This window comes from Paracoccus acridae (assembly GCF_014642735.1).
Taxonomy (GTDB): Bacteria; Pseudomonadota; Alphaproteobacteria; order Rhodobacterales; family Rhodobacteraceae; genus Paracoccus; species Paracoccus acridae.
Genome location: NZ_BMIV01000016.1, coordinates 16981 through 43797, shown reverse-complemented (window position 1 = coordinate 43797; position 26817 = coordinate 16981). Strand labels below are relative to the sequence as shown.

Below are 26817 nucleotides of genomic sequence, written 5' to 3'. Positions count from 1 at the left end.
GCCACGGATGATTTGGCATCGGGCGACTGAACCGTTGGCTGCCCTTGCTCGTTGGCCTGCGATACCATGCAGGGGCAGGGGTGACCATGACGCCAAGATGGCCCGAACGGCTGTGGCTGGTGCGCCACGGGCAGAGCGCCGGCAACGTCGCGCGCGAAAAGGCGCATGAGGCGGGGCAGCGTCGCATCGATCTGATCGCCCGCGACGTGGACATCCCCCTTTCGGCGCTTGGGCGCGATCAGGCGCTTGCCCTGGGCCGCTGGTTTGCGGAAGGCGAGGAAGGCGCGCGGCCCAATGTCCTGATGTGTTCGCCTTACCTGCGCGCGCGCCAGACCGCCGAGATCTTCCGGGATGCCGGCGGCTGCCGGCCCACCCTGGCCCTGCGCCTTGACGAGCGCCTGCGCGAGAAGGAGTTCGGCATCCTTGACGGGCTGACGACCATGGGCGTGCGCGAGGAAGAACCGCAGCAGGCCGAGTTGCGCCGGCTGCTTGGCAAGTTCTATCACCGGCCGCCGGGGGGCGAGAGCTGGTGCGATGTCATTTTCCGCCTGCGCTCGCTGCTTGACACCGTGGGGCTTCACCATGGCGGCTGCAGGGTCATGATCGTCGCCCATCAGGTGGTGGTCCTGTGCCTGCGCTATATCATCGAGGGACTGACCGAGGAGGAAATCCTGGCCATCGACGCGGAAGGGGATGTGGCGAACTGTTCGATCACGGAATACTGCTTCGCCGAAACCGAGGAAGGCGATGGCGAGATGAAGCTGCTGCGCTACAACGTCATCGCGCCGATGGTGGCCGACAAGACGCCGGTCACGTCCAACCCGGACGCCATCGCAGGCAGCCGGGGATGAGCGAGGGACCGGTCCCGCTGGACGCCGCATGGCTGCGGGCCCATCCGCTGCCGGTTCATGGCGACGTGGACAAGAACGAGCGCGGTCGCGTGCTGCTGGTCGGCGGCTCGGCGCGGGTGCCCGGCGGGGTGCGCCTGACCGCCGAGGCGGCGTTCCAGTCGGGCGCCGGCAAGGTGCAACTGGCCGTGCCCGACATGCTGGCGATCCCCCTGGGGGTGCTGCTTCCCGAGGCGGGGATGTTCGCCCTGCCCACGGACGAAGCCGGCGAAATTGCGGGCACCGGCCCGGTGGAGGAACTGCTGGACCATTGCGATTGCCTGGGGATCGGCCCGGCCATGGGATCCGCCGACGTGGCAGGCCGGATCCTCGATGCGATCCTGCCCCGGGCCAATGCCTGCAGCGTGATCCTTGACGCGGCCGCGGTGGCCGCGGGCCATGACCGCCTGCCCTTGCTGCGCCGGATGGCAGGCCGCCTGATCCTGACGCCCCATGCCGGAGAGATGGCGGCGCTGACCGGGGAAGACCGGGATGTGGTGACGAAGGACCGTGCGAGGATACTTGTGCAACTGGCGCAGGACCTGGGTGCCGTGGTGATCCTGAAGGGGCCGACGACAATGCTGGCGGGTCCAGGGGGCGACACCGCCCTTTATGGCGGAGGCGGGGCAGGACTTGCCACCGGCGGTTCCGGGGATGTGCTGACCGGGATCATCGCGGGGCTGAGCGCGCGAGGACTGGGCAACTGGGAAGCCGCGTGCTGGGGTGTCTGGCTGCACGGCGAAGCGGGCCGCCGTCTGTCCGAGCGTCACGGGCCGATGGGATTTCTGGCGCGGCAGCTTCCCGCCGAGATACCAAGCTTGATGCGCGGGTTCTGATTGCCCGGCAATGCCCCTTCCGCAGGCAAGGCCAGTGACCGAAGGCGGGCGACCTACCTGCCGATCCTGAACCCCGATGCCGGCAAGGGCGCCAAAGCCGGCCCGTGCGCCCCAGGCGGACCTGCCCCGCCCCGGTGGCAAAGCCAGACGCGGCAGCAATGGAGGAGGCTTGTTCCGCCTTTTGGCGGTTGCACGGCGGCCTGAAGGTTCAGGCCGAGACAGGTGCAGAAGGCCGTCCCGTTCGCCGCCGCCAGGTCGAAGAAGCAAAGGCTTACTGGGACCAACCGCGCGACCTTGGCGGCCGCCGTTCAGATCGCCGGCGTGCAAGGACGGCGAGGGACGATGGCACCAAGCGGGGCGAGGCGCCCTTGGCGAAAGGAACAAACCCGTCCGGCCCGGATTGAGGAAGCTTATCGACATGAAGGTCACTTGGCATGTTCCAGCTTGAAACTCCGCTTCTTGAACTGATCGCGCGCGGCGCGTTCCTGTTTGTCCTGTTCATGGTGCTGTTTCGGTTGCTTCCGCGGCGGACGGGCGGCGAGCTGGCGCCGATGGACCTGGTGTTCCTGCTTCTGATCACCGAGGCTGCCTCTCATGCGCTTGGGGATTACAGCTCGCTGGCCGACGGGACGGTGCAGATCGTGACAATGCTGGCGCTGAACTACCTGACCAATCGGCTGTCGTTCAGCTTCAGGTGGTTCGAGCGGTTGATCGAACATGACCCCCTGCAGGTGGTCAAGGACGGGCAGACGATCCCCCGCAACATGCGCAGGGAGCTTCTGACCCCCGAGGAACTGATCAGCCACCTGCGCCTGAACGGCATCGACGAGATTTCCGAGGTTCGATCAGCCTATGTGGAAAGCGACGGGCGGCTGAGCGTCGTCAGGATGGAGCCAAGCTGAGGCGTCCGGCCAGATGCGCGGCGTCCAAACACGGCCTGGAAGGCGGTTGACCTTCGCGGGGCGATGCAAGCGATGAACACCCGCGGCCTGCGCCTGACGTCCGTGTCCGGGCGCAGGCAGCGGCAGGGCGTCGGGGGTCCTTTGGATTTCGCGGACAGGGCAGGGCCCTTGATGACGCGAACCGGCCCGGCGGCCTTCGATCCCCCCGGGATCCAGCCATGGCCGGGCCGGACGCAGGCGTCAGACAGAAGCCCGAGGAGAGCCGCGACCGGGTGCGCCAAGCACCCTTCCCGTCCGGGGCGCGGCAGCGAAGGCGAACAGGCGTCCCCCGTCATCCTCCCAGCGGGCCAGGCTTTCCTGACGCGCTCGTTCCTCCCGCGACGGCGGGACGCCGGGGATCGGCACGGCCGGGGCCCTCACAGGTCTCTCCAGGACTGGTACACGTCCCAGACCGGCCCCGGCTTTCGCGCTTCCCTGGCCGGAACGGGCTCGTTTGTCCTTGTCAGGCTGGGTCCTTCGGGTCGCCCCGGACGAGGCGGCGGACCTACAAGTTCATCGACCACCTTCTGGATGTCGTTGCGCGTCAGGCCGATGTCATCGAGGAGCCGGTCGTCAAGCTCCTGCAGCGTCCTGACGGCCCGCTGCTTCTGCCAGCGGCACAGCGCCGCTTTCACCCGCCGGCCCATGGCAGCGGTCAGATTGATGGTGCCTTGATTGCGGAATGGCATCCGCGTGGCAAGTTGGTTCGTGGTGGATGGATCATGCGACATTGCGACCTCCTGTGTCATCGGGGTCGTTACCGGTCAGCCCTGCCCGTCGGTGTAACGACCATGCTTCCATGAGCATCGAAGAACGGCCGCCGCGATCCCGCGCCCTGCCGCCTCGTTGCCAGATGATGTGGTGAATTCCGTCCCCCGCAGTGGCCACCGATCACGGACCGGCCGCCTGCGGGGTCAGCCGCGGTTCAGGAGTGGCCCCCTGAAGCCCGGCAAGGGCCGGCTATGCTGCAAGACGATAGGCATGAACCACATATGGGAAGTTCAGCATCAATGTTCAACATGTGGTGGGCATTCCGGCATCGTGAACGTCCTTGCGGGTCAAGGCCATCCCGGATGAAGCCCTCGCCCTGGCTGGACCGCACTTTGTAAACGGCCCTTCCTCCTGGCGGCGGCCTTTCACTTCCCTTGATGAACCCGGTCCCACCGGCTAACGTCCATCGACCTTCTGCAGGGCGAGATCGAAATAGCTGTCCATGACGCGTTTCAGGGCTGCCTGCGGGTCCGTGTGATTTCCCCACAGCCGCGCATGGTCCATGTCTTGCAGCACGACAATGCCCAGCGTCAGCGCCCGCATTGTCAGCAACACTTCGGCAACGTCGATGTCGGCCTTGATGAGGCCTGCGTCACGGGCGCGTTCCATCATGGACTGCGCAAGATCATAGATCGCCGAGGAAAACCGACCCACCTTGTGTTGCGACAGAAGGGCAACGGCTGCGGGGCTTACCAGCAGGCGACCGCCTGTCGGATTGTCGAAGAACCATTCGACATAGGCGTGGGTCATGGCGCGAAGCTGGCCCACGATATCGCCCGATGGCACGGCCGTTGCGCGACGCGACAGATGGTCCGTCAGAAGCACCATCTGCTGTTCGACAACCGCCATGCTGAGTGCCTGATCATCGGCAAACCAGGCTTGGGCCTTCTGCAGCGGGACGCCAGCCTCCTGCGCCGCGAGCGCCATTTCAGGCAGAGGGGCGATCCGGGCCATCTGCTCGGCCGCGCATTCCAGCAGGTGATCATAAGGGCGCTTTTCAGAACATTCCTTCATTGCGATCAATCCCTTCGTTCCCATGCCGATATCTTCGGGCGTTCCCCCGGAGGGAATAACCACTATCGCTTAAGATGAGTGGAAAGCCAAATGACCGCGGGGCAACATGGCGGGCTTCTGCGCCCAAAAGAGGTTCAGTCAACGGGCAGCGTGAAGCCGGTCTTGACCCGGTCGATGACGACCATGGTCTTGAAGCCCTTGATGTGCGAGTTCTCGTAAAAGAAGCGGCGCGTGAATTGTTCATAATCGGCCATGTCGCGTGCGGTCACGACCAGGATGAAATCCGCCTCTCCGGTCACGTAATAACCCGTCATGATCTCGGGCGTTTTCCTGATTGCCGCCTTGAAGCGGTCGATGATGTCGGCCCGTTCGCGTTCGAGGGACACCTGAACCAGCACCTGCACCGGGCGGCCAAGAGCTTCGGGCGCGATGATCGACACATCCGCCTCGATCACGCCTTCGGCCCGCAACCGCCTGAGACGCCGCTGGCAGGCCGTCGCGGAAAGGCCGACCAGTTCACCCAGTTGTTCGGTCGGAAGGCGGTTGTTTTCCTGAACCGCCTGAAGAAGGCGGCGGTCGATACTGTCCAGGTCCATGACGTGAATCCATGAATCAGATGTCAGATGCGCAGTTTTTCTGCGTGTGGTTCTGTATTTCGCAGAAAAACGACCGCTGCAAGCCGGTATCATCTTGGTAACCCGGCGTAACCTGCCGATCATCTGACATCAAGGATTCCCATGAGCCTCGACATCCGCGACATCGCCGACATGGACCGCCGCAGCGTCCTTCATCCCTTTACGCAGCTGAAGGATTTCGCGACGGGCAAGACGGGCGATCCGACGATCGTCACCGGAGGCAAGGGCATCCGCATCCAGGACGCCAAGGGCAACCAGTTGATCGACGCCTTTGCCGGGCTTTACTGCGTCAATATCGGCTATGGCCGCGACGAGGTGGCCGAGGCGATCAGCCGCCAGGCCTATCAACTGGCCTATTACCACAGCTATGCGGCCCACACGACCGAAGAGCTTGCGCGCCTGTCCGACCGGCTGGTCCGCATGGCGCCGGGCAAGATGAGCAAGGTGTTCTATGGCATGTCGGGATCGGATGCCAACGAGACGCAGGCAAAGCTGGTCTGGTATTACAACAACCTGCGGGGCAAGCCTGGCAAGAAGAAGATCATTTCCCGCGAACGCGGCTATCACGGCTGCTCGGTGATGTCCGGTTCCATGACGGGGATGAGCTTCTATCACGATCACATGGACCTGCCGATGGGCCTGATCAAGCACACCGGCGCGCCGCATCATTACTGGGGCGCCGAGCCGGGCGAGACCGAGTTGCAGTTCTCGGCGCGCCGCGCGCAAGAGCTTGAGGACCTGATCCTGCGCGAAGGCCCGGATACCGTGGGCGCCTTCATCGGCGAGCCGGTGCTGGGAACGGGCGGCATCACCCCCCCGCCCGAAGGCTATTGGGCCGCGATCCAGGCGGTGCTGCGCAAGCATGACGTCCTGCTGATCGCCGACGAGGTGGTGACCGGTTTCGGCCGCACCGGCGCCATGTTCGGCAGCATCCAGTACGGGATGGAGCCGGACCTGATCACCGTCGCCAAGGGCCTGACCTCTGCCTATGTCCCGCTGTCGGCGGCCATCGTGGGCGAGAAGGTCTATCAGGTGATGGAGGAGGCGGCGGACCGGATCGGGTCGTTCTCGCATGGCTATACCTATTCCGGCCATCCCATTGGCGCGGCCTGCGCCAATGCCGTGCTGGACATCGTCGAACGCGAGGATCTGCCGGGCAATGCGCGGATCACGGGCGAATACTTCCAGGCGGAACTGCGCAAGGCCTTTGCCCAGATGCCGATCGTGGGCGAGGTGCGCGGCGTCGGCCTGATGGGCGCGGTCGAGTTCGTCGCCGACCGGGAGAAGAAGACCCGCTTCGATGCGGGCCTGAAGGTCGGCGCGCGGATTTCTGCGGCCGCCCGCGCCCGCGGCCTGATTGCGCGGGCCATGCCGCATGGCGACATCCTGGGCTTTGCGCCCCCCCTTGTCGTCACGCGCGAAGAAGTGGACCAGATCGTCGGCCTGGCGGCCGAGGCCGCGCGCGAGGTGATGGACGAGCTTGCGGGCGAAACCGCGCTCGCCTGATTGCAGATGCCTTCCGGCGGGGGCGCCACGGCGTCCCGACCGATCCCCGTCCTGCGGTTCGTTCGAATCCGCAGTCGATGCCTTGCACCCTTTGACAGGTCACAGGAGCCGATGGTGAACTCCATCTCGCCTTTCGCAACCACCGACATCACCGTCCGCAACCCGTTTTCCGGCTTGCCCGTCGGTGCCGTCGCACAGACTTCGGCAGCCGATACCGGGATGCTGCTGGACAGGGCCCGCCGCGGGGCGATCCTGGCCCGCGACCTGCCGCGCCATCGGCGCGCCGAGATCCTGGAAAACGCCGCCGACCGCATCAGGTCCGATCTCGAGGTCCATGCCCGACGGATCACCGCCGAAGCCGGCAAGACCATCCGTCAGGCCCGCAAGGAGGTCCGGCGCTGCGTCAACACCCTGAAGCTTTCGGCCGAGGAAGCCCGCCGCAACGCGGGCGAGGTCGTCCCCTTCGACGCCTATGCCGGATCCGAATCCCGCATGGGCTGGTTCAGCCGCGAACCCTTGGGAATCATCCTGGCGATTACGCCCTTCAACGATCCGCTGAACCTCGTCGCCCACAAGCTTGGACCGGCCATCGCGGGGGGCAATGCCGTCCTGCTCAAGCCGTCGGAACTGGCCCCCTTGTCGGCCTTGTCGCTGGTGCAGGCGCTGATCGACGCGGGCCTGCCCGACGAGGTCGTCACCACCGCAGTCGGAGGGGCGGACCTGGGCGCAGCCCTTGTCGCGGCGCGCGAGGTGCGCATGGTGTCCTTCACCGGCGGCTTCCGCACCGGCGAGGCCATCGCCCGTGGGGCGGGGCTGAAGAAGCTGGCGATGGATCTGGGCGGCAACGCGCCTGTCATCGTCATGGCGGATGCGGATCTGGACCACGCTGTCGAGGCATCGGTTTCCGGCGCCTTCTGGGCTGCGGGGCAGAACTGCATCGGCACGCAGCGGATCCTTGTCGAACGGCAGGTTTATGACACGTTCCGCGACCGTTTCGTCGCCCGCACCGCCCGCCTTGTCGCAGGCGATCCCTTGCTGGAAACCACCGATGTGGGGCCGATGATCTCCGACGTCGCGGCCGAACGCGCGGAAGCTGCCGTTGACGCGGCCCTGGCCCTTGGCGCGCGCGTCCTGACCGGGCACCGCCGCGAAGGCGCCGTTTATGCGCCGACAGTTCTGGAAAATGTGCCGCATGAAGCGGCCATCTGGTCCGAGGAAGCCTTCGCCCCCATCGTCACGCTGGAGCCGTTCGACAGCTTCGACGCGGCGATCGAGATGGCCAACGCCATCGACTTCAGCCTGCATGCGGGGATCTTCACATCCGATCTGGGCCTGGCCCTAGACGCTGCAAGGCGGATCGAAGCGGGGGGCGTGATGGTGAACGACTCGTCGGATTACCGCTTCGATGCGATGCCCTTCGGGGGGTTCAAGCATGGCAGCATGGGCCGCGAAGGCGTCCGCTTCGCCTATGAGGACATGACCCAGCCCAAGGTCGTCTGCATCGACAGGGCCGTGGCCGGCCGGCATCGGCGCGGGCCGGCCTGAAACCAGCACAAATTCACTTCAATCGGGGGCATGCACCGAAATACATCGCTGGTCAGGCCCGCAGAAATCATGTCATTATGCCCCATGCATCTTCGGCGTGGATCATGATGACGTCCTGGCTTCCCAACCCCGCGACCCTGCGTCGTCCCGCCTATCAGTCGTTGGCCGACCAGTTCGCGCAGGCGATCGCCAAGGGCATCGTCGCGGCCGGCGCCCGCCTTCCGCCGCATCGCAAGCTTGCCGATGATCTTGGCCTGTCCGTCCAGACCGTGTCGCGCGCCTATGAGGAACTGATCCGACGCGGCCTTGTGGTCGGAGAGGTGGGGCGCGGATCCTTCGTGCTTGCCCCGGCGTCGGAAAATCGTGCGCCCTATCTTGCCCAGAGAGAGGCCGCGCTGATCGACCTGTCGATCCTGAAGCCCGTCACCGAACGCAGGCATGTCGAGATATTCCGCAAGGGCCTGCACTGGGTGGCGGACAACCTGACCGAATCGGCGGCCTTGGCGTTCCGGCCAAGTTCGGTCATGCCCGGGCACAGACAGATCGCGGCGGACTGGCTGGGGCGGAACGGTCTGGATGTGGCGCCGGACAACATCACCATTACCGATGGCGCAACTTCGGCCGTCACCACCGCCGTGATGAGCGCGGTTCCCGCAGGGGGCACGATCGCGGCCGCGACCCTGACGCACCATCTTCTGATCCCCCTGTCCAAATACCTGGGCCTGCACCTTGAAGGGCTGCCCTTCGACCGGGACGGCATCCTGCCGGACGCCCTGGACCATCTGGCCCGCAAGGGCAGCCTTCATGCGGTTTACATACAGCCTTCCGCGATCAATCCGATGGCCATCGTCAGCAGCCTGGAACGCCGCCGCGAACTGGTTGAGGTCGCCCGCCGCCACGACATCCAGATCATCGAGAACGACATGCTGAACAGCATGATCGAGCATCGTCCGCCGCCCGTTGCCACCCTGGCGCCGGAACGCGTCCTTTATGTCAACGGCTTCACCAAATCGACGCTGCCCGGCCTGCGCGTCGCCTGGCTGGTTTCCCCGCCGCGCATCGCGCTTGCGACCGCCAACCGCCACCTGGTCACGAACTGGATGGCGACGCCCGCGATGGTGGAACTGCTCAGCCACTGGATCACGGACGGCACCGTGGACCGGCTGATCCTGTGGCAGCGCGAGGCGTTGCGCGAACGCCACCGGATCGCGCAGGAGGTTCTGGGCGAGGCATCCTTCCACGCCCATCCGCAAAGCCTGCACCTCTGGCTGGAATTGCCCCTTGGCAGCAACGAGGATGATTTCGTGGCCCAGGCGCGGCGTCGCGGCGTCGCGGTGGCCTCGGGCGGGGCCTTTCGGATCGACGATCGCGGGCGGCGCGATGCGGTGCGCATCGCCCTGGGTTCCACCAGTGCCAGCGACTTGCGCAAAGGTCTTTCGCTGGTGACGGATTGCCTCGGCAGCGCGGCCGAGCCGCTGCTTCCGCTGATCGGCTAAGCAAAGGCCCAGCTAAAATTGATATGATATTATTTTCTGTATTGACCTGATTTAATCCAGCGTCAAAGGTCGCGGTGACAGCCAGGGGGACATCTTGGACCAGCCGATCATCCGCATCCAGAACCTTCGGAAATCCTTCGGGACGCTGACCGTCATCGACGGCCTCGACTTCGACGTCATGAAGGGCGAGAAGCTGGCCTTGATCGGCCCGTCCGGGTCCGGCAAGACGACGATCCTGCGCATCCTGATGACGCTGGAGGATATCTCGGGCGGCCGGATCGAGGTCTGCGGCGAGCCGCTTTACCACATGACGAAGAACGGCGCCGAAGTTCCGGCCGACGAGGCCCATCTGCACAAGATGCGCCGCCACATCGGCATGGTCTTCCAGCATTTCAACCTGTTTCCGCACAAATCCGTGCTGCAGAACATCGCCATGGCGCCCATCCTGACCAAGGGCGAAAAGCGCCCCGATGCGGAACGCCGCGCCCGCGAATTGCTGGACATGGTGGGCTTGGCCGACAAGGCCGACTACATGCCCAGCCAGTTGTCGGGCGGCCAGAAGCAGCGCGTGGCCATCGCCCGCGCCCTGGCCCTGCAGCCGCAGATCATGCTGTTCGACGAGGTGACCTCGGCCCTTGACCCCGAACTGGTCGAGGAGGTGCTGGAGGTGATGAAGCGCCTGGCCAATGAGACCGACATGACCATGCTGCTGGTCACGCACGAGATGGGCTTTGCCCATGATTTCGCCGACCGCGTGCTGTTCTTCGACAAGGGCCGCATCGTCGAACAAGGCCCGCCCGACCAGATCTTCACCGCGCCGCAAGAGGACCGCACGAAGTCCTTCCTGCGCAAGATCATCGCCGCCGGACAGCGCGTGTGATGGACACCCAACAGGAGAGAACGATGAAAACATGCCTGATCGCTGCCGTTCTTCTGGCAGCCCCCCTTCCCGCCTTGGCCGACAAGCTGGACGACCTGAAGGATGCCGGCACCGTCCGCATCGCCATCGGCAACGAGCCGCCCTTCACCGCCATCGGCGCCGACGGCAAGGTCTCGGGCGCCGCGCCCGATGTGGCGCGCGCCGTCTTTGCCGCGCTTGGCGTCGCGGATCTGGAAGCCTCGATCCTGGATTACGGCGCGATGATCCCCAGCCTTCAGGCGGGCCGCGTCGATGCCATCACGGCGGGCCTGTTCATGAAGCCCGAACGCTGCGACGCGGTGGCCTATTCCGAACCGATCCTTTGCGATGCCGAGGCGCTGCTGCTGCCGGCAGGCAACCCCAAGGGCTTCCAGTCCTATGAGGATTTCGCCAATGATCCCGAAGCCCGCCTGGGCGCCCCCGGCGGCGGGACCGAGGAAAAGCTGGCCCTTGATGCCGGCGTTCCACGCGACCGTCTGGTGGTGGTGCCCGATGCGCAATCGGGGCTGAAGATGGTGCAGGACGGCCGGATCGACGCCTATTCGCTGCCGGTCCTGTCGCTGAATGACCTGCTGGCGAAATCGGGCGACGACAAGCTGGAAGTCTTTGCCCCGGTCGTGGGCGCCCCTGTCTATTGCGACGGTGCAGCCTTCAACAAGCGCGACACCGACCTGCGCGACGCCTTTGACGTGGAACTGGCCAAGCTGAAGGAATCGGGCGAGTTCGCCAGGATCATCGAGCCTTACGGCTTCTCGGCCCAGGCCGCGATCTCGACCAACCGCGAGACGCTCTGCGCGCAGGAATGATCAAGGGGGCGGGACCGGATCCCGCCCATCCATCCGACAGAAGAAAGGCGGCATCGGCGCATGGGCGACTGGTCTGGATATCTGACGCTTATCCTTCAGGGGGCATGGGTGACCATCAAGCTGACCCTGATGGGGTCGGCCCTGGCCCTGGTGGTGGCGTTCGTCGCAGGCCTTGGCCGCATCTCGCGACGTGCCGCGCTGCGCTGGCTGTCCACCGCCTATATCGAGTTCTTCCGGGGCACCTCGATCTTCGTTCAGTTGTTCTGGATCTATTTCGTCCTGCCCATGACCGGCCTCTGGGCGCCCACGCCGATGCAGGCAGGGGTGCTTGCGCTTGGGCTGAACGTCGGCGCCTATGGGGCAGAGGTCGTGCGCGGCGCGATCCTGGCCGTGCCGCGCGACCAGTACGAGGCCTGCATCGCCGTCAACCTGACCCGTTTCCAGCGGATGCGCCATGTCATCCTGCCGCAGGCGCTGCCGCTGATGCTGCCGACCTTCGGCAACAATGCCATCGAGCTTCTGAAGGCCACGTCGGTCGTGTCGCTGATCTCGCTGGCCGACATGACCTTCCAGGCGCAGGTGGTGCGATCCCAGACCGGCAATACCCTCCTGCCCTTCGTCACGATCCTGGTGCTGTATTTCGCAATGTCCTCGGTCCTGTCGCTTGCGATCCGCAGCTATGAACGGCGCGTGACGCGCGGCCTCGACGGGGTGCGCTGATGGAATGGGATTGGGACTTCGCCTGGTCGATCCTGCCCCAGCTTCTTGCGGGTTTCCGGGTCACGCTGATCGCGACCGCGCTTGGCGCCGTGGTGGCCGCCGTGCTGGGCCTGGTCTTTGCCATCCTGCGACGGTCGCGCAACCGTGCGGTCGCGCGCACGACCGGCTTCGTGGTCGAGTTCATCCGGGGCACGCCGCTGCTGGTGCAGCTTTACTTCATCTTCTATGTCCTGCCGGATCTGGGCATCCGCCTGCCTACCCTGACGGCGGGGGTGATCGGCATGGGTCTGCATTACGCCACCTATACGGCCGAGGTTTATCGCGGCGGGATCGAGGCCGTGGCCAAGGGCCAGTGGGAGGCCGCGAAGGCCACCAACCTGACCGCCCGCCAGACCTGGATCCATGTGATCCTGCCCCAGGCGGTGCCGCCGATGATCCCGGCCATGGCGAATTACCTGCTGGCGATGTTCAAGGAAACGCCGCTTTTGTCGGCCATCACGGTGCTGGAACTGATGAACCAGGCCCGTTCGGTTGCCAACAGTTCGTACCGTTATGTCGAGCCGATGACGATGGTCGGCGTGATGTTCCTGATCGTCAGCGTGATTTCGGTAATCGGGCTGCGCTGGCTGGAACGCCACTATGGAAGGGTCGGCAAATGACCGTGCTGGATCTGCCGCTGACGCTGGACGACCGCCCGCTTCCACGCCGCGTGGGCCTGGTGACGCTGGCGACCGACCACACGACCGAGGTGGACTTTGCCGCCCTGCCGCCGCGCGGCATCGGCGTCTATGCCACGCGGATCCCCTTTGCCAATCCGGTCACGCCGGACACCCTGGCCGCGATGGCGGGCGACGTGACGCGGGCGGCGGCGCTGATCCTGCCGGACGAGCCGCTGGACGCCGTGGTCTATAGCTGCACCTCGGCATCGGTGGTGATCGGCGACGACCGGGTGCGCGCGGCGATCCGGGCGGGCAAGCCGGGGGCGGAACCGATCACGCCGATCTCGGCGGGGTTCGCGGCGCTGTGGGCGCTTGGCGCCGACCGGATCACGCTGCTGACGCCCTATACGCCGCCAACCACGCAGCCGATGGCCGAGTGCTTCGAAGACGGCGGGTTCGTGCTGCAAGGCCTGTCCTGCCTGAACATGACCGATGACCGCGCCATGGCCCGCCTGTCCCACGGGACGATCATCGACGCCGCCCGCGCCGCTGTGGCGCCCGGCAGTCAGGCCCTGTTCATCGCCTGCACCGCCGTTCGCGCCGCCGGGATCGCGGCCCGGATCGAGGATGCGGTGGGCCTGCCCGTCGTCTCCGCGAACCTTGCCACGCTTTGGTCGGCAATGCGGGCCTGCGGCGACAAGGGCGCGGCCCTTCCCGGCCAGTTGATGAGGCTGGCATGACCGTCACCCTGGACGACATCCGCGCCGCCGCGTCCCGCATCGCAGGGCATGTGGTCCAGACCCCGCTGGTCGAGGATGCGGCCCTGTCGGCACGGCTGGGTCGGCCCGTCTGGCTGAAATGCGAACACCGCCAGACCACCGGCGCCTTCAAGCTTCGCGGGGCGGCGAATGCGATCCTGTCGTTGCAGGGAAAGGTGCGGGGGGTGGTGACGGCCTCGACCGGCAATCACGGACGCGCGGTGGCCCATGCGGCGCGGATGCTTGGCGTTCCGGCGACCGTTTGCCTGTCCCGGCTGGTGCCCGCGAACAAGGTCCAGGCGATCCGCGATCTGGGCGCCAGGGTTAGGATCGTCGGCAACAGCCAGGACGAGGCCATGGCCGAGGTCGCGCGCGCCGTCTCCGAGGAGGGCCTGACCGAGATCCCGCCCTTCGACCATCCCACCGTGGTGGCGGGGCAGGGGACCATCGGCCTGGAGATCGGCGCACCCGAGGCGGTTCTGGTGCCGTTGTCGGGCGGGGGCCTTGCGGCGGGGATCGCGGTCGCCATCAAGGCGCTGTCTCCCAGAACGCGCGTGATCGGCCTGACCATGGAAAACGGCGCGGCCATGGCCGCCAGCATTCGCGCCGGCCATCCGGTCGAGGTCGTGGAAACCGCCAGCCTAGCCGACAGCCTGGGCGGGGGGATTGGGCTGGGGAACCGCGTGACATTCCCGCTATGCCGCGACCTGCTGAACGAGGTGATCCTGCTGACCGAGGCCGAGATCGCCCAGGGCATCCGCCACCTGGGCCGTGCGGGCCATGTGGTCGAAGGCGCGGCGGCGGTCGGCACCGCAGCGCTTCTGGCCGGGAAATTCGTTCCCGCCGGGCCCACGGTCACCATCCTGTCGGGGGCCAATATCGACCCCGTTCTGCACGCCCGCGTCATGGCCGGCGCCACGGAGGCCGCATGAGACCGCCGGTGAAGATCCTGACCGAACCCGATCTGCGCGCGCTTGTGCCGCTGGACGCCGAGGCCGTGTCCTGCATCCGCGACGCCTTCGTGGCGCTTGCGACCAGGTCCGTGGCCATGCCGCCGATCCTGCGGCTAGACATTCCCGAACATCGCGGAGAGGTGGACGTGAAGACCGCCTATGTGCCGGGCCTGTCCCATTTCGCCATCAAGATCTCGCCCGGTTTCTTCGGCAATCCGGCGCTTGGACTGCCATCGACCAATGGCATGATGGTGGTCCTTTCCGCCACCACCGGTCTGGTCGAGGCGCTGCTTCTGGACAACGGCTGGCTGACCGATGTGCGCACCGCCGCCGCAGGGGCCGTTGCCGCCGATGCCCTGGCCCGCAAGGACGCGGTTCGGGCGGCGATCCTGGGCGCGGGGATGCAGGCGCGGATGCAGTTGCAGGCCTTGGCTTTGGTGCGGCCGCTGACCGGCGCGACCGTCTGGGCGCGCGATCCCGCCAAGGCGCGGGCCTTTGCCGGGGAAATGACCGCCGCACTGTCCATCCCCGTCGCCGCCGCCCAGACGGTGGAGGATGCAACGGCCGGGGCCGACATCGTCGTCACCACCACGCCCGCGACCTCGCCCATCCTGCACCGTGTCGCGCCGGGCACCCATGTCACCGCCATGGGATCGGACGCCGAGCACAAGAACGAGATCGCGCCCGGCCTGATTGCCGCAGCCCAATATGTCGCCGACCGGCTGTCGCAGACCCGCGCCTTGGGCGAGTTGGCCCATGCCGGACTGCAGGGCAATTTCCCCGAATTGGGCCAGATCCTGGCGGGGCAAGCCCCCGGTCGCACCGACGACACGCAGATCACCCTGGCCGACCTGACCGGCACCGGCATCCAGGACACCGCCATCGCCACCCTTGCCCTGGCCCGCGCTGCCAAGGCGGGGGCCGGCCAGACCTTCACCCCTTGAAAGCAACCCCATGACAGATGTCGCACTGAAATTCACGCGCGAGGAATACGCGCAACGCCTTGCCAAGACCCGCCGCGCGATGGAGGCGAAGGGCGTCGATCTGCTGATCGTCACCGATCCGTCCAACATGAACTGGCTGACCGGCTATGACGGCTGGTCCTTTTATGTCCACCAATGCGTCGTGGTCCCGCCGGACGGAGAGCCGATCTTCTTCGGGCGCGGCATGGACGCGGTCGGCGCACGCTTCACGGCTTACCTGACTGATGCCAACGTCATCGGCTATGCCGACGATTATGTCATGAACACCCAGAAGCATCCGATGGACCTGCTGTCGCAGATCCTGACGGACAAGGGCTGGGGTGCGAAACGCATCGGCGTCGAGATGGACAATTATTGGTTCACCGCCGCCGCCTTCGCTGCGCTGCAAAGGCACCTTCCCGACGCGCGCTTCAACGACACGACGGGACTGGTGAACTGGCAGCGGGCGGTGAAGTCACCGACCGAGCTGGACTACATGCGCAAGGCGGGCGCCATCGTCACGAAGATGCACGAACGCATCTTCGAGAAGATCGAGCCTGGGATGCGCAAATGCGATCTGGTGGCCGAAATCTATGACGCGGGGATCCGGGGGACCGACGGCTTCGGCGGCGACTATCCGGCCATCGTGCCCCTGCTGCCCTCGGGGCGAGAGGCGGCGGCCGCGCATCTGACCTGGGACGACCGGCCGATGCGCGCGGGCGAGGGGACCTTCTTCGAGATCGCCGGCTGCCACAACCGCTATCACGCGCCCTTGTCGCGGACGGTGTTCCTGGGCAAGCCGCCGCAAGTGTTCCTGGATGGCGAGAAGGCCGTGCTGGAGGGCATGGAGGCCGGGCTTGAGGCCGCCCGCGCCGGCAATACCTGCGAACAGTTCGCAGGCGCCTTCTATGCCGTGCTGAAGAAATACGGCATCACCAAGGATGGGCGCACCGGCTATCCGATCGGGGTCAGCTATCCGCCCGACTGGGGCGAACGCACCATGTCCCTGCGTCCCGGCGACAAGACGGTGCTGGAACCGGGCATGACCTTCCATTTCATGACCGGCCTCTGGTCCGACGAGATGGGGCTGGAGATCACCGAATCCATCATCATCACCGAAGGCGCGCCCGAGCTGCTGGCATCGGTCCCCCGCAAGCTGTTCGTGAAGGACTGAGGCCATGTTGCAGATGCAGCTGACGCCTTCGCCGATCACGGCGACGGTGGATTTCTCGGCCGCCGGGGTCAGCCACGGCTTCCTGCGCCTTCCCTATTCCCGCGACGATGCGGCCTGGGGGTCGATCATGACCCCCATTACAGTCGTCAACAATGGCGAAGGGCCGACCGCGCTGCTGACGGGCGCGAACCATGGCGACGAATACGAAGGGCCGATTGCGCTCTTCGACCTGGCCTCGACCATCAGGGCCGAGGACGTGACAGGGCGCATCATCATCGTGCCCGCGATGAACTATCCGGCCTTCGGGGCAGGGACGCGGACATCCCCCATCGACAAGGGGAACCTGAACCGCAGCTTTCCGGGCCGTCCTGACGGCACGGTGACGCAGAAGATCGCGGATTACTTCCAGCGCGTGCTGCTGCCCATGGCCGATGTGGTGCTGGATTTCCATTCCGGCGGCAAGACGCTGGATTTCCTGCCCTATTGCGCTGCCCATGTCCTGCCCGACAAGCGGCAGGAGGCGCAGTCCTTCGACCTGGTGCGTGCCTTTGGCGCCCCCTGGTCGGTCAAGATGCTGGAAATCGACGCGGTCGGCATGTACGACACCGCGGCCGAGGAGATGGGCAAGACCTTCGTCACCACCGAACTGGGTGGCGGCGGCACGGCGACCGCCCGCACCGCAGGGATCGCCAAGCGCGGGTTGCGCAACCTGCTGGTCGCCGCAGGGGTGATGAAGGGCGAGGTTCAGGCGCAGCCCACGCAATGGCTGGACATGCCCGACGAGGATTGCTTCACCTTTGCCGAGGATGGCGGGTTGATCGAATTCCTGGCCGACCTGGGTGACACCGTCAGCCAGGGCCAGCCCGTCGCCCGGATCTTTCCCGTGACCCGCACCGGCCTGCCGCCCGTCACCGTTCATGCCCGTCGGTCGGGCCTGATGATGGCCCGGCATTTCCCCGGGATCGTCAAGCCCGGCGACTGCGTCGCGGTCATCGGCGTCGAGGTCGAGGAAGGCTAACCGGCCAACTCCTCGGCTGCGGGCTGGCAACCCCGCAGCGGTCTTGGTATCGACGGCACCGATCCAGGACATGGGTGGTGCATGACCGACGCAGCTTGCGAACAGATCGGCGACCGGACTTCCGGCGCCCTGGCCGGCCTTCGGGCCGGATTTCCCGTGATGCTGGGCTATTTCCCTGTGGCCTTTGCCTTTGGCGCCTCGGCCGCGGCCATTGGCATCACCTCTGGGCAGGCGGCAGGCATCTCTGCCGTCATGTATTCGGGCGCGAACCAGGCCTTCCTGATCGGCGCGATCGCCACGGGCATGCCGGTGGCGCTGATCGTGCTGATTGGCGTCGCGCTGAGCCTGCGGCATATCCTTTACGGTATCGTCCTGCGCCGCCGCATCGGTGGCGGGCCGGGCAGCCTGACCTTCTTCGGCTATGGCCTGACGGACGAGGTCTTCGCGACCGCGCTGAGCCGGACGGCCGACGGGACGCGTCCTTCCGGGGCCTGGCTTGCGGGCCTGGCCTTTGCCGCCTGGTCAAGCTGGATCACCGGCACCCTGGCAGGGGCCTTGGCCGGAGGCGCCTTGCGGGCGGCGAATGCAGGTCTGGCCGATGCGCTGGAATTTGCTTTGCCGGCGCTGTTCCTGGGCCTGGTCTGGGTGTCCGTCAGCCGCCGGATGCTGGCCCTGATGCTGCTGGCGGGCGGTCTGGCCGCATCCTGCATCCTGCTGGGCGCGCCGCAGCTGGCCATCCCCGCAGGTGCCCTGGCGGCGTTTCTTGCGGGGCGGCGGACATGACGCCGATGCTGTGGCTGGCCGTGGCGCTGATCGGCGTGGCAACCCTGTTGGCGCGCCTGCTGCCGCTTTTGTGGCGCAACGGGGCCAAGGATCAGGCACGCGCTCCGGCCTGGCTCGACGCGCTTGGGCCATGCCTGCTGACCGCCATGGGCGTGGCCGTGCTGCTGCCCGAGGGGATCGAGGCTTTGACGACGGGGCAGCTTCTTGCCTTTCTTGGCGGCGTCGCGGCAGCGGCCGCCGCCATGGCATGGCGCCGCGACCCCGGACTGGCGGCCATTGCAGGTGTCGCGGGCTGGTGGCTGGCAAGCGGGATCTAGAGGCGGGATTACCGCATCGTCCATAGGCCTGGCCCAAGTCACCGCCACGCGCGAAGAAGAGGCTGGACGGCATGACAGCGGAAGGCAGGTCCCGGTCCAAGCGGAAATCCCAACCACCTTGACTGTTTTCTTTTGTGTTCAAAGGGCAACAGGAAGGGTTCGATCCTGGCGCAAAGGTTGAAACCCCCTGTGCCCTTGGATAACCCGACTGAAATACCCAGGAATAGCCGTGCGCTGACCCAGGCAACAATTCAAATCCGCCTCAGGTCAGATCCATGAACCTTCCTGCCTTCTGTTTTTCCAAGCCACGTCCCATTCTTGCGGCGCTTCTGTCAGCCACGGCCCTTATTCCGTCCTTGTCGGCGGCGCAGACCCAGACCTCCGCGCCCGCCATGGTCCTGGACGAGATTGTCGTCACTGCCGGCGGTTTCGAGCAGACCGTCCGCGACGCCCCGGCCAGCGTATCGGTCGTGACGGCCGAGGAACTGGAAAAGGGCAGCTTCACCAACCTGACCGATGCGCTGCGCGAGGTGCAGGGCGTGGTCACCACCGGCATCGCGGACGAACAGGACATCTATATCCGGGGCCTGCCGGGCCAATACACGCTGATCCTTGTCGATGGCAAACGGCAGGGCACCCGCGATTCGCGCCCCAATGGCAGTTCGGGCTTCGAACAAAGCTTCATCCCGCCCGTTGCGGCCATCGAGCGGATCGAGGTCGTGCGTGGCCCGATGTCCTCGCTTTACGGATCGGACGCCATGGGTGGGGTGATCAACATCATCACCAAGCCCGTTGCTGACGTCTGGTCCGGCTCTGTGACGGCCGAGACGACGCTGCAGGGCGAAGACGGGTTCGAGAACAGCCGGCAGGTCTCGGCCTATGTCTCGGGTCCGCTGATCGCCAACCGGCTGGGCCTGCAGGTCTGGGGCCGCAAGTTCGACCAGGACGCATCGTCGATAGAGGGCGGCCCCTCGGCATCGGACGACTTCGACCTGACGGGCCGCCTGTCCTGGCACATCGACGATGCCAACCAACTTCTCATCGAGGCGGGCCGCACGAGGATCAGGGCCGAGGATTACGGCGACCTTGCCTATCGCGACAACGACCGCGACCACTGGTCCGTGACCCACAAGGGCCAGTTTGGGGCGGTCGAGACCGAAGTCGCCCTGTCCCAAGAGATTGGCGAACGCACCAGCTTCGACCGCGAAGAAGGGGGCGGGGGATTTGTTGAAAACCTGCGCTCGCCCCAGGTCCGCAACACGGTGCTGGATGCCAAGGCCTCGCAGGCGGTCGAATGGAACGGCCAGCATCAGCTGACCTATGGCGGCCAGTTCATCCGCACGACGGTCAAGGACCAGAACCCCGGCGCGCAGGCCTATCTGCCCCCCGAGGAACGTTTCGACCAGGAATTTTCCCTGGACCAATGGGCGCTTTACGTCGAGGACGAATGGCGCATCCGTGACGATGTCGCGCTGACGCTGGGCCTGCGCTACAACGACCATGACATGTATGGCGGCCATGTGACGCCCAGGATTTATGCCGTCTGGGACGCAACGCCGGACCTGACGATCAAGGGCGGAATTTCCACAGGTTTCCGGGCGCCCGACATTCGCACCATCACGCCCGGCTATGCCTACACGACCGGCGGTGGCGGCTGCGCCGGCAACACGCCCCCGTCCTGCGGCGTCATCCTCGGCAATGCGGATCTGGAGCCGGAGGAAACCACCAATATCGAGATCGGCACGGTCTATGAAACCGGCGCCTTCACCTTCAGCGCGACGGCCTTCCACACGCGGTTCAAGAACAAGCTGCAGCAGGTGACCTTGCAGAACCCCGACGGCAGTCCGGTCCTGTGGACGGACGGGCCGCAATATACCGGCACCGACGGCAGCCTGAACTATTACCGGATCTACCAGAACTTCAACGTGGACAAGGCCGAGATCACCGGCCTGGAACTGGCGGGCGACTGGGACATCACGCCGACGCTGGCCGCACGGGCCACCTATACCTATACGAGATCACGCCAGAAGTCGGGAGACTTCGAAGGCTTCCCCTTGGCACGCACGCCGGAACACATGGCCAGCCTGCGCCTCGACTGGGCCACTCCGGTGACGGGCCTGGATACCTGGCTCAGCGCCACCTATCATGGATCGGAAATCGCGTCGGGTCTGCGCATCGGCGACGAAGGACGCGAGGTCACGATCAACGGCGTCACCGGGCGGAAGTATTCTCCCTACACGACCGTCGATCTGGGCCTGTCCTATCGTGTCACCGATACGGCCACGGTCAATGCCGCAGTCTACAATGCGCTGAACAAGGAAGTCCGAGAGGATGAGTTCAAGACCGTCGCCGAAGGTCGCCGCCTGTGGCTGGGTCTGACCGCCGATTTCTGATTGTTCCCCTTGTGCAACGCCCGGCAGTGGGACGACTGCCGGGCGTTTTCGTTCAAAGGCTGCGCAGCGGAGCGCCGGTCGTCTTCGCAAGAATGAACGGCAGCAGGAAGCAGCGGTCATGCTTCCCGGAACAAAGGCGCCGGGCTGTAGCGGCCTTGCAGATGAGGGGGAGCGACAGCGGCAAGTCGGTGCAGTTCGTCCCGCAGTTTGGCACGGCCTCGCGCCGCCAGGATGTCGAACGGACCGCGCGGGAAGTTGAGACCAAGTTTCAGCGCAGTGTCGATGCCCCCGGCGGTTGTGCCGCCTTCGGACAGAAGCCAGCCAGCCTCGTTCACCAAGGCGGCCTCGATCCGCAGGGCGATGGCGGCGGCATCCTGCGGCGGCGCGGCGGAGGCTTGGGGATGCACAAAGCCCTTGCCGGTCTTGCGGCCCAGATCGCCCGACGCAACCTGCCGCCGCAGCACGTCAAAGACGTGATAGCGCGGATGCCCGTCCATGGCGGTAGCCAGGCTTTCGGTCGCGGCCAGGTTGATGTCCGCCCCCACCAGGTCGATCAACGCGAAGGGCCCCAGCCGATATCCCGCAGCCTGCATGGCCGCGTCGATCTCGGCAGGGCTGCGTCCCTCCTCCAGCAGCGCCAGGGCCTCGCCATAGAAGGGGCGGGCACAGCGGTTGACGATGAAGCCGGGCCGATCGGGGCAGGCGATGACGGTCTTTCCGGCAGCCTCGGTCACCTGCCGCGCCCGTGACAGCGCATCGGCTGCCGTGCCGGGATGGGCCACCAGTTCCACCAGCTTCATGACCGGCGCGGGGTTGAAGAAATGCAGGCCCAGCAGCCGTTCGGGCCGTGCAAGTCCCTGGGCCATGGCAGCCACGGACAGCGACGACGTGTTGGTGGCCAGCACCGCATCCGGTGCCATCACCGTCTCGAGCGCCGCAAAAAGGCCCCGCTTCACCCCGATCTTCTCGACGATCGCCTCGATGGCAAGGCTGGCGGTGCCCATGGCCTCGGGATCGGGAACGACGGTGATGCGGCCCAGCAGCGCCTCCATCGCCCCTTCGGTGAGCTTGCCGGCCTGGACACGGGGACGCAGGCCGTCGCGCAGGCGGGCCTGTGCCGAGTCGCGCGCGGCCGGAACGGCATCGGTCGCCAGGACGTCAAAGCCTGCGGCGGCATAGGTCTGGGCAATGCCAAGGCCCATCGTTCCCAAGCCGATAACGGCAAGTGTCCTCATGTTTCCCCCAAGCTTTGGCGCGAACGGCCCCGCATCGGTTCCCGGACCGGCATCACGAATGGGATCATGGCAGAGCCGGGATATCCTTCAAGCTTAAAATTTGAAGCTTGAAGTAAAAATGGTTTGGTGGCAGCCTGCTGAAAATCACGGGGGGAAGCCGAGCGATGAAGATCTTGTGCATGGGTGGCGGACCGGCGGGACTGTATTTCGCCATCTCGATGAAGCTGCGCGACCCCTCGCACCAGGTCACCGTGCTGGAGCGCAACAAGGCCAATGACACCTTCGGCTGGGGCGTGGTCCTGTCCGACGACGCCCTGGGCCGGATGCAGAAGAACGATCCGGTCAGCACCGAGGCGATCCGCAGCCAGTTCGCCTATTGGGACGACATCGCGGTGATCCATGACGGCGTGCGCACCGTGTCCGGCGGACATGGATTTGCCGGGATCGGGCGCAAGCAGATGCTGATCCTGCTGCAGCAACGCGCCCGCGACCTGGGGGTGGATCTGCAGTTCGAGAGCGAGTTCCGGTCGGCCGAGGAATACCGCAAGGACTATGACCTGGTGGTGGGCTGCGACGGCATCAATTCGATGGTGCGCAAGGAATATGCCGAGGTCTTCCAGCCCGACATCGACACCCGCCGCTGCAAGTTCGTCTGGCTGGGCACGCATCAGAAATTCGATGACGCCTTTACCTTCATCTTCGAACGGACCCAGCATGGCTGGGTCTGGGCGCATGTCTATCAATTCGACGACAACACCGCGACCTTCATCGTCGAGACCCTGCCCGAGACATGGGAGAAACTGGGTTTCCCCGACATGACCAAGGAGGAGACCGTCGAGACCTGCCGCAGGATTTTCGAGCGCCATCTGGGCGGCCATGACCTGATGTCGAACGCGGCGCATCTGCGCGGCTCGGCGGTCTGGATGCAGTTTCCGCGGGTGATCTGCGAAAACTGGTATCATGAAAACGTCGTGCTGATGGGGGATGCGGCGGCGACAGGGCATTTCTCGATCGGCTCGGGGACGCGGCTGGCCTTTGACAGCGCGATCGCGCTTGCCGAATACCTGCATTCCGAACCGGACATGCAAGCCGCCTTCCAGCGTTATCAGGAAGAACGCCGGGTCGAGGTGCTGCGCCTGCAATCGGCGGCCCGCAACAGCCTGGAATGGTTCGAGCAGGTCGAACGCTATCTGCATCTGGATCCGGTGCAGTTCGCATATTCGCTGCTGACCCGTTCGCAGCGCATCAGCCACGAGAACCTGCGCCTGCGCGATCCCCAATGGCTGGCAGGGGCCGAGGAGTGGTTCCAGACCCGCGCGCGGGGAAAGCCCGGCAGCCGCCCGATGTTCGCGCCGTTCCGCTTGCGCAACATGGAGTTGAAGAACCGCATCGTCATGTCGCCGATGGCGCAATACAAGGCGGTGGATGGCTGCCCGACCGACTGGCATCTGATCCATTACGCCGAACGCGCCAAGGGCGGCGCGGCGATGATCTATACCGAGATGACCTGCGTGTCCGCGGAAGGCCGCATCACGCCCGGCTGTCCCGGCCTTTATGCGCCGGAACACGAGGCGGCGTGGAAGCGGCTGGCCGATTTCATCCATGCGGAAACTTCGTGCAAGCTTTGCATCCAGATCGGCCATTCGGGGCGGAAGGGATCGACCTGCGTGCCCTGGGACGGCGGCATCGACACGCCGCTGCGCGAGGGGAACTGGGACCTGATGGCGGCAAGCTCCTTGCCCTACAAGCCCGGCAGCGCGGCGCCCAGGGAAATGGACCGCGCCGACATGGACATGGTGCGCGACCAGTTCGTCGCCTCGACCAAGATGGCCGCGCGTGCGGGGGCCGACATGATCGAGATGCACGCGGCCCACGGCTATCTGCTGGCGACCTTCATATCGCCCGTGACCAACCGGCGCAGGGACGAATACGGCGGCAGCCTGGAAAACCGGATGCGCTATCCGCTGGAGGTGTTCCGGGCCATGCGCGCCGCCTGGGGCGAGGAAAGGCCGATGGCAGTACGCATTTCCGCCAATGACTGGATCGACGGCGGCGTGGACCCCGAGGAGGCCGTGGCGATCGCCAGGATGTTCGCCGAAGCCGGGGCCGACATCATCGACGTGTCCTCGGGCCAGACCGATCCGGCGGAAAAACCGATCTATGGCCGGATGTTCCAGACCCCCTTCAGCGACCGCATCCGCAACGAGGCGGGGCTGGCGACGATGACGGTCGGCAATATCAGCGACTTCGACCAGGTGAACGGCATCCTGATGGCGGGCCGCGCCGATCTGGTCTGCCTGGCGCGGATGCACCTGGCCGACCCCTATTGGACGCTGCACGCCGCCGTCGAGCAAGGCGAGCAGGGCGTGGACTGGCCCGCGCCCTACAAGGGCGGGCGCGACCTGCTGTATCGCCTGCGCGACCGCCAGCAAGAGGCGATCCGGGCATGACGCTTTCGGGCAAGCGCGTCCTGGTCACGGGGGGCGGCACCGGCGTCGGCGCCGACCTTGCGGCGGGCTTTGCCAGTGCCGGAGCCGAGGTGGTGATCTGCGGCAGGCGGGCCGCGCCCCTGGACGCGGTGGCCGAACGCACTGGGGCGCGCGCCCTGACGGCGGATGTGACCGATGAGGACAGCGTCAGGGCGCTGTTCGCCCAGGCCGGTCCCTGCGACATCGTGATCGCCAATGCCGGCGCGGCGGACAGCGCGCCGTTCGGCCGCACCACGCTGGACCAGTGGAACGCGATGCTGGCGGTGAACCTGACCGGCACCTTCCTGACCTTCCGCGAGGGGCTGGCGCAGATGCCGGGCTGGGGGCGGCTGATCGCCGTCGCCTCGACCGCGGGGCTGAAGGGCTATGGCTATGTGGCGCCCTATGCGGCGGCCAAGCACGGGGTCGTGGGCCTGGTGCGCAGCCTTGCGCAAGAGGTCGCAGGAAAGCCGCTGACGGTGAACGCGCTTTGCCCCGGCTTTCTGGACACCGACATGACCGACCGTTCCGTCGCCACCATCGTCGCCAAGACCGGGAAAACCCCCGAGGAGGCGCGGGCCGCCCTGGCTGCGTCCAACCCCCAGAAGCGCCTGATCCAACCCGCCGAGGTCACCGCCGCCGCGCTGTGGCTGTGCGCCCCCGGCTCCGAAGGCATCAACGGCCAGGCCATCGCCATCGCGGGTGGCGAGACATGAGCGAGGGGTCCAAGCGCCGGCTGAAGCTGTGGATCCGGCTTCTTGGCGTGACCCGCCGGGCCGAGAACGACTTGCGCGAATACCTGCGCGTGACCCATGACACCACGCTGCCGCGCTTTGATGTGATGGCCGCGCTGTATCGCCGCCGCGAGGCCATGACGATGAGCGATCTGTCCCGGATGCTGCTGGTGTCGAACGGCAATGCGACTGTGGTGGTGGACAGGCTGGAATCGGACGGCCTGGCCCGGCGCACCCCGTCCGATTCCGACCGCCGGACCGTCTTCGTCGCCCTGACGCCCGAAGGGCTGGCGGCATTCGAAAGCCTGGCTGCGGGCCATGAGTCCGAGGTGGCGCGGATCTTCGCGCGACTGGACGACGGGGATGTGGATGTGATGACCGAAATCTTGAAAAGGGCAGAGCAAGGATGAGCGAACTGACCAGAACCCGGCTTGCGGGCCTGACGCCCCGGCATTTCCTGTGGAAGGTCGAGGACCGCATCGCCACCATCCGGCTGGACCGCCCGGACCGCAAGAACCCGCTGACCTTCGAAAGCTATGCCGAGTTGCGCGACACCTTTCGCGCGCTTGCCTATGCCACCGACGTGGACGTGGTGATCTTCGCCTCGAACGGCGGAAACTTCTGCTCGGGCGGGGATGTGCATGACATCATCGGCCCGCTGGTCGGCATGGACATGAAGGATCTGCTGGCCTTCACCCGGATGACCGGCGACCTGGTCAAGGCGATGATCGGCTGCGGCAAGCCGATCATTGCGGCGGTCGAGGGGATTGCCGTGGGGGCCGGGGCGATCATCGCGATGGCATCGGATCTGCGGCTGGCCACGCCGGATGCGAAATGCGCCTTTCTGTTCACCCGCGTCGGCCTGGCCGGCTGCGACATGGGCGCCTGCGCCATGCTGCCGCGCATCATCGGCCAGGGACGGGCGGCGGAACTGCTGTATACCGGCCGGGTCATGGGCGCCGAGGAGGGCGCGGCCTGGGGGTTCTGGAACGCGCTGCACGATGCTGGGACGCTGGAGGCCGAGGCGCTGAAGCTGGCCCGGCGCATTGCCGACGGCCCGGTCTTTGCCCACGGCATCACCAAGACCCAATTGAACCAGGAATGGAACATGGGGCTGGAACAGGCCATCGAGGCCGAGGCGCAGGCCCAGGCGATCTGCATGCAGACCCGCGACTTCGAGCGCGCCTATCACGCCTTCGTCGCCAAGGAAAAGCCGGTCTTCGCCGGAGACTGAACCGGGGGACTGACGGCGCGGGCGTGATGCCCGGCGCCAGGAAAGGATGGATT

26 protein-coding genes are annotated in these 26817 nt (G+C 66.1%); 22 read left to right on the top strand and 4 right to left on the bottom strand.

The features are described from left to right. The first annotated feature begins 86 nt into the window (after positions 1-86). The 3 genes from IEX25_RS16490 to IEX25_RS16480 all read left to right on the top strand — a co-directional run bounded on the left by IEX25_RS16490 (position 87) and on the right by IEX25_RS16480 (position 2625). Complete coding sequence (locus tag IEX25_RS16490; RefSeq protein ID WP_188716484.1) at positions 87-851, top strand: histidine phosphatase family protein; 765 nt, start codon at positions 87-89, stop codon at positions 849-851. After that, positions 848-1723 (top strand): NAD(P)H-hydrate dehydratase, encoded by an 876-nt coding sequence (locus IEX25_RS16485; protein WP_188716483.1) that lies wholly within the window; start codon positions 848-850, stop codon positions 1721-1723. Before IEX25_RS16490 ends, IEX25_RS16485 begins: the two co-directional genes overlap by 4 nt. Positions 1724-2157: 434 nt before the next feature. Beyond that, positions 2158-2625, top strand: a complete 468-nt coding sequence (locus IEX25_RS16480) for a DUF421 domain-containing protein (RefSeq protein WP_188716482.1) — start codon at positions 2158-2160, stop codon at positions 2623-2625. Between the two features lie 416 nt (positions 2626-3041). Here IEX25_RS16480 and IEX25_RS16475 read toward each other — a convergent pair whose 3' ends face one another. From IEX25_RS16475 to IEX25_RS16465, 3 genes are all read right to left on the bottom strand, one after another. Further along, on the bottom strand, positions 3042-3353 hold the full coding sequence (locus tag IEX25_RS16475; RefSeq protein WP_188716481.1) for a DUF1127 domain-containing protein: 312 nt from the start codon (positions 3351-3353) through the stop codon (positions 3042-3044). A 478-nt stretch (positions 3354-3831) separates the two neighbouring features. Continuing rightward, positions 3832-4449, bottom strand: coding sequence for a hypothetical protein (locus IEX25_RS16470; RefSeq protein ID WP_188716479.1), 618 nt, complete (start codon positions 4447-4449; stop codon positions 3832-3834). Between the two features lie 134 nt (positions 4450-4583). Next, positions 4584-5045 (bottom strand): Lrp/AsnC family transcriptional regulator, encoded by a 462-nt coding sequence (locus IEX25_RS16465; RefSeq protein ID WP_103173884.1) that lies wholly within the window; start codon positions 5043-5045, stop codon positions 4584-4586. 141 nt (positions 5046-5186) lie between these two features. Here IEX25_RS16465 and IEX25_RS16460 point away from each other — a divergent pair, with 141 nt between their 5' ends. The 15 genes from IEX25_RS16460 (at position 5187) to IEX25_RS16390 (ending at position 21093) form a co-directional block, all read left to right on the top strand. Then, positions 5187-6590 carry an aminotransferase gene (locus IEX25_RS16460; RefSeq protein WP_188716476.1) on the top strand — a complete coding sequence of 468 codons (1404 nt, stop codon included), beginning with the start codon at positions 5187-5189 and terminating at the stop codon, positions 6588-6590. 111 nt (positions 6591-6701) lie between these two features. Then, the gene (locus IEX25_RS16455) at positions 6702-8135 is read left to right on the top strand and encodes an aldehyde dehydrogenase family protein (protein ID WP_188716474.1); all 1434 of its coding nucleotides are present in this window, start codon (positions 6702-6704) and stop codon (positions 8133-8135) included. Positions 8136-8242: 107 nt separating this feature from the next. Then, positions 8243-9631: a MocR-like ectoine utilization transcription factor EhuR gene (ehuR, locus tag IEX25_RS16450; protein WP_188716472.1), complete on the top strand. Its 1389-nt coding sequence runs from the start codon at positions 8243-8245 to the stop codon at positions 9629-9631. Positions 9632-9725: 94 nt separating this feature from the next. After that, positions 9726-10511, top strand: a complete 786-nt coding sequence (gene ehuA / locus IEX25_RS16445; RefSeq protein ID WP_103173881.1) for an ectoine/hydroxyectoine ABC transporter ATP-binding protein EhuA — start codon at positions 9726-9728, stop codon at positions 10509-10511. 23 nt (positions 10512-10534) lie between these two features. After that, complete coding sequence (ehuB, locus tag IEX25_RS16440) at positions 10535-11356, top strand: ectoine/hydroxyectoine ABC transporter substrate-binding protein EhuB (protein ID WP_229665348.1); 822 nt, start codon at positions 10535-10537, stop codon at positions 11354-11356. A 60-nt stretch (positions 11357-11416) separates the two neighbouring features. After that, entirely contained in the window at positions 11417-12076 is a 660-nt protein-coding gene (gene ehuC / locus IEX25_RS16435) for an ectoine/hydroxyectoine ABC transporter permease subunit EhuC (protein WP_188716468.1), read from the top strand. Then, positions 12076-12735: an ectoine/hydroxyectoine ABC transporter permease subunit EhuD gene (ehuD, locus tag IEX25_RS16430; protein ID WP_188716465.1), complete on the top strand. Its 660-nt coding sequence runs from the start codon at positions 12076-12078 to the stop codon at positions 12733-12735. The genes ehuC and ehuD overlap by 1 nt, the downstream gene beginning before the upstream one ends. After that, on the top strand, positions 12732-13475 hold the full coding sequence (locus IEX25_RS16425; protein WP_188716463.1) for an aspartate racemase/maleate isomerase family protein: 744 nt from the start codon (positions 12732-12734) through the stop codon (positions 13473-13475). The genes ehuD and IEX25_RS16425 overlap by 4 nt, the downstream gene beginning before the upstream one ends. Beyond that, entirely contained in the window at positions 13472-14425 is a 954-nt protein-coding gene (gene eutB, locus IEX25_RS16420) for a hydroxyectoine utilization dehydratase EutB (RefSeq protein ID WP_188716462.1), read from the top strand. The genes IEX25_RS16425 and eutB overlap by 4 nt, the downstream gene beginning before the upstream one ends. After that, complete coding sequence (locus IEX25_RS16415; protein WP_188716460.1) at positions 14422-15390, top strand: cyclodeaminase; 969 nt, start codon at positions 14422-14424, stop codon at positions 15388-15390. The genes eutB and IEX25_RS16415 overlap by 4 nt, the downstream gene beginning before the upstream one ends. A gap of 10 nt (positions 15391-15400) precedes the next feature. Further along, complete coding sequence (doeA, locus tag IEX25_RS16410) at positions 15401-16582, top strand: ectoine hydrolase DoeA (RefSeq protein ID WP_188716458.1); 1182 nt, start codon at positions 15401-15403, stop codon at positions 16580-16582. Between the two features lie 4 nt (positions 16583-16586). Then, complete coding sequence (gene doeB, locus IEX25_RS16405) at positions 16587-17600, top strand: N(2)-acetyl-L-2,4-diaminobutanoate deacetylase DoeB (protein WP_188716456.1); 1014 nt, start codon at positions 16587-16589, stop codon at positions 17598-17600. A gap of 81 nt (positions 17601-17681) precedes the next feature. Beyond that, positions 17682-18383, top strand: a complete 702-nt coding sequence (locus IEX25_RS16400; protein ID WP_188716454.1) for an AzlC family ABC transporter permease — start codon at positions 17682-17684, stop codon at positions 18381-18383. Continuing rightward, positions 18380-18700, top strand: a complete 321-nt coding sequence (locus IEX25_RS16395; protein ID WP_103173872.1) for an AzlD domain-containing protein — start codon at positions 18380-18382, stop codon at positions 18698-18700. Before IEX25_RS16400 ends, IEX25_RS16395 begins: the two co-directional genes overlap by 4 nt. Before the next feature lie 275 nt (positions 18701-18975). Continuing rightward, positions 18976-21093, top strand: coding sequence for a TonB-dependent receptor domain-containing protein (locus IEX25_RS16390; RefSeq protein ID WP_188716452.1), 2118 nt, complete (start codon positions 18976-18978; stop codon positions 21091-21093). A 116-nt stretch (positions 21094-21209) separates the two neighbouring features. Here the strand turns inward: IEX25_RS16390 and IEX25_RS16385 are convergent, their stop codons facing one another. Further along, positions 21210-22328, bottom strand: a complete 1119-nt coding sequence (locus tag IEX25_RS16385; RefSeq protein WP_188716450.1) for a 3-hydroxyacyl-CoA dehydrogenase — start codon at positions 22326-22328, stop codon at positions 21210-21212. Between the two features lie 164 nt (positions 22329-22492). Here IEX25_RS16385 and IEX25_RS16380 point away from each other — a divergent pair, with 164 nt between their 5' ends. The 4 genes from IEX25_RS16380 to IEX25_RS16365 are packed head-to-tail and all read left to right on the top strand — an operon-like array spanning position 22493 to position 26764. Continuing rightward, positions 22493-24778, top strand: a complete 2286-nt coding sequence (locus IEX25_RS16380) for a bifunctional salicylyl-CoA 5-hydroxylase/oxidoreductase (RefSeq protein ID WP_188716449.1) — start codon at positions 22493-22495, stop codon at positions 24776-24778. Then, positions 24775-25512 carry an SDR family NAD(P)-dependent oxidoreductase gene (locus IEX25_RS16375; protein WP_188716448.1) on the top strand — a complete coding sequence of 246 codons (738 nt, stop codon included), beginning with the start codon at positions 24775-24777 and terminating at the stop codon, positions 25510-25512. The genes IEX25_RS16380 and IEX25_RS16375 overlap by 4 nt, the downstream gene beginning before the upstream one ends. Next, a complete protein-coding gene (locus IEX25_RS16370) occupies positions 25509-25940 on the top strand; it encodes a MarR family winged helix-turn-helix transcriptional regulator (protein WP_188716446.1) in 432 nt (143 codons plus the stop codon). The genes IEX25_RS16375 and IEX25_RS16370 overlap by 4 nt, the downstream gene beginning before the upstream one ends. After that, entirely contained in the window at positions 25937-26764 is an 828-nt protein-coding gene (locus IEX25_RS16365; protein ID WP_188716443.1) for an enoyl-CoA hydratase family protein, read from the top strand. Before IEX25_RS16370 ends, IEX25_RS16365 begins: the two co-directional genes overlap by 4 nt. Positions 26765-26817 lie beyond the last annotated feature (53 nt).

Excerpts from the sequence above, each read along its gene's own strand:
- eutB (WP_188716462.1), top strand. The coding sequence starts at position 13,472 with ATGACCGTCACCCTGGACGACATCCGCGCCGCCGCGTCCCGCATCGCA.
- ehuB (WP_229665348.1), top strand. The coding sequence starts at position 10,535 with ATGAAAACATGCCTGATCGCTGCCGTTCTTCTGGCAGCCCCCCTTCCC.
- IEX25_RS16465 (WP_103173884.1), bottom strand. The coding sequence starts at position 5,045 with ATGGACCTGGACAGTATCGACCGCCGCCTTCTTCAGGCGGTTCAGGAA.
- IEX25_RS16460 (WP_188716476.1), top strand. The coding sequence starts at position 5,187 with ATGAGCCTCGACATCCGCGACATCGCCGACATGGACCGCCGCAGCGTC.
- IEX25_RS16365 (WP_188716443.1), top strand. The coding sequence starts at position 25,937 with ATGAGCGAACTGACCAGAACCCGGCTTGCGGGCCTGACGCCCCGGCAT.
- IEX25_RS16380 (WP_188716449.1), top strand. The coding sequence starts at position 22,493 with ATGAAGATCTTGTGCATGGGTGGCGGACCGGCGGGACTGTATTTCGCC.
- IEX25_RS16395 (WP_103173872.1), top strand. The coding sequence starts at position 18,380 with ATGACGCCGATGCTGTGGCTGGCCGTGGCGCTGATCGGCGTGGCAACC.
- doeB (WP_188716456.1), top strand. The coding sequence starts at position 16,587 with ATGTTGCAGATGCAGCTGACGCCTTCGCCGATCACGGCGACGGTGGAT.
- IEX25_RS16415 (WP_188716460.1), top strand. The coding sequence starts at position 14,422 with ATGAGACCGCCGGTGAAGATCCTGACCGAACCCGATCTGCGCGCGCTT.
- IEX25_RS16485 (WP_188716483.1), top strand. The coding sequence starts at position 848 with ATGAGCGAGGGACCGGTCCCGCTGGACGCCGCATGGCTGCGGGCCCAT.
- ehuR (WP_188716472.1), top strand. The coding sequence starts at position 8,243 with ATGACGTCCTGGCTTCCCAACCCCGCGACCCTGCGTCGTCCCGCCTAT.
- IEX25_RS16400 (WP_188716454.1), top strand. The coding sequence starts at position 17,682 with ATGACCGACGCAGCTTGCGAACAGATCGGCGACCGGACTTCCGGCGCC.
- IEX25_RS16480 (WP_188716482.1), top strand. The coding sequence starts at position 2,158 with ATGTTCCAGCTTGAAACTCCGCTTCTTGAACTGATCGCGCGCGGCGCG.
- doeA (WP_188716458.1), top strand. The coding sequence starts at position 15,401 with ATGACAGATGTCGCACTGAAATTCACGCGCGAGGAATACGCGCAACGC.
- IEX25_RS16425 (WP_188716463.1), top strand. The coding sequence starts at position 12,732 with ATGACCGTGCTGGATCTGCCGCTGACGCTGGACGACCGCCCGCTTCCA.
- IEX25_RS16390 (WP_188716452.1), top strand. The coding sequence starts at position 18,976 with ATGAACCTTCCTGCCTTCTGTTTTTCCAAGCCACGTCCCATTCTTGCG.
- IEX25_RS16375 (WP_188716448.1), top strand. The coding sequence starts at position 24,775 with ATGACGCTTTCGGGCAAGCGCGTCCTGGTCACGGGGGGCGGCACCGGC.
- IEX25_RS16490 (WP_188716484.1), top strand. The coding sequence starts at position 87 with ATGACGCCAAGATGGCCCGAACGGCTGTGGCTGGTGCGCCACGGGCAG.
- IEX25_RS16455 (WP_188716474.1), top strand. The coding sequence starts at position 6,702 with ATGGTGAACTCCATCTCGCCTTTCGCAACCACCGACATCACCGTCCGC.
- ehuD (WP_188716465.1), top strand. The coding sequence starts at position 12,076 with ATGGAATGGGATTGGGACTTCGCCTGGTCGATCCTGCCCCAGCTTCTT.
- IEX25_RS16470 (WP_188716479.1), bottom strand. The coding sequence starts at position 4,449 with ATGAAGGAATGTTCTGAAAAGCGCCCTTATGATCACCTGCTGGAATGC.
- IEX25_RS16370 (WP_188716446.1), top strand. The coding sequence starts at position 25,509 with ATGAGCGAGGGGTCCAAGCGCCGGCTGAAGCTGTGGATCCGGCTTCTT.
- IEX25_RS16385 (WP_188716450.1), bottom strand. The coding sequence starts at position 22,328 with ATGAGGACACTTGCCGTTATCGGCTTGGGAACGATGGGCCTTGGCATT.
- IEX25_RS16475 (WP_188716481.1), bottom strand. The coding sequence starts at position 3,353 with ATGCCATTCCGCAATCAAGGCACCATCAATCTGACCGCTGCCATGGGC.
- ehuC (WP_188716468.1), top strand. The coding sequence starts at position 11,417 with ATGGGCGACTGGTCTGGATATCTGACGCTTATCCTTCAGGGGGCATGG.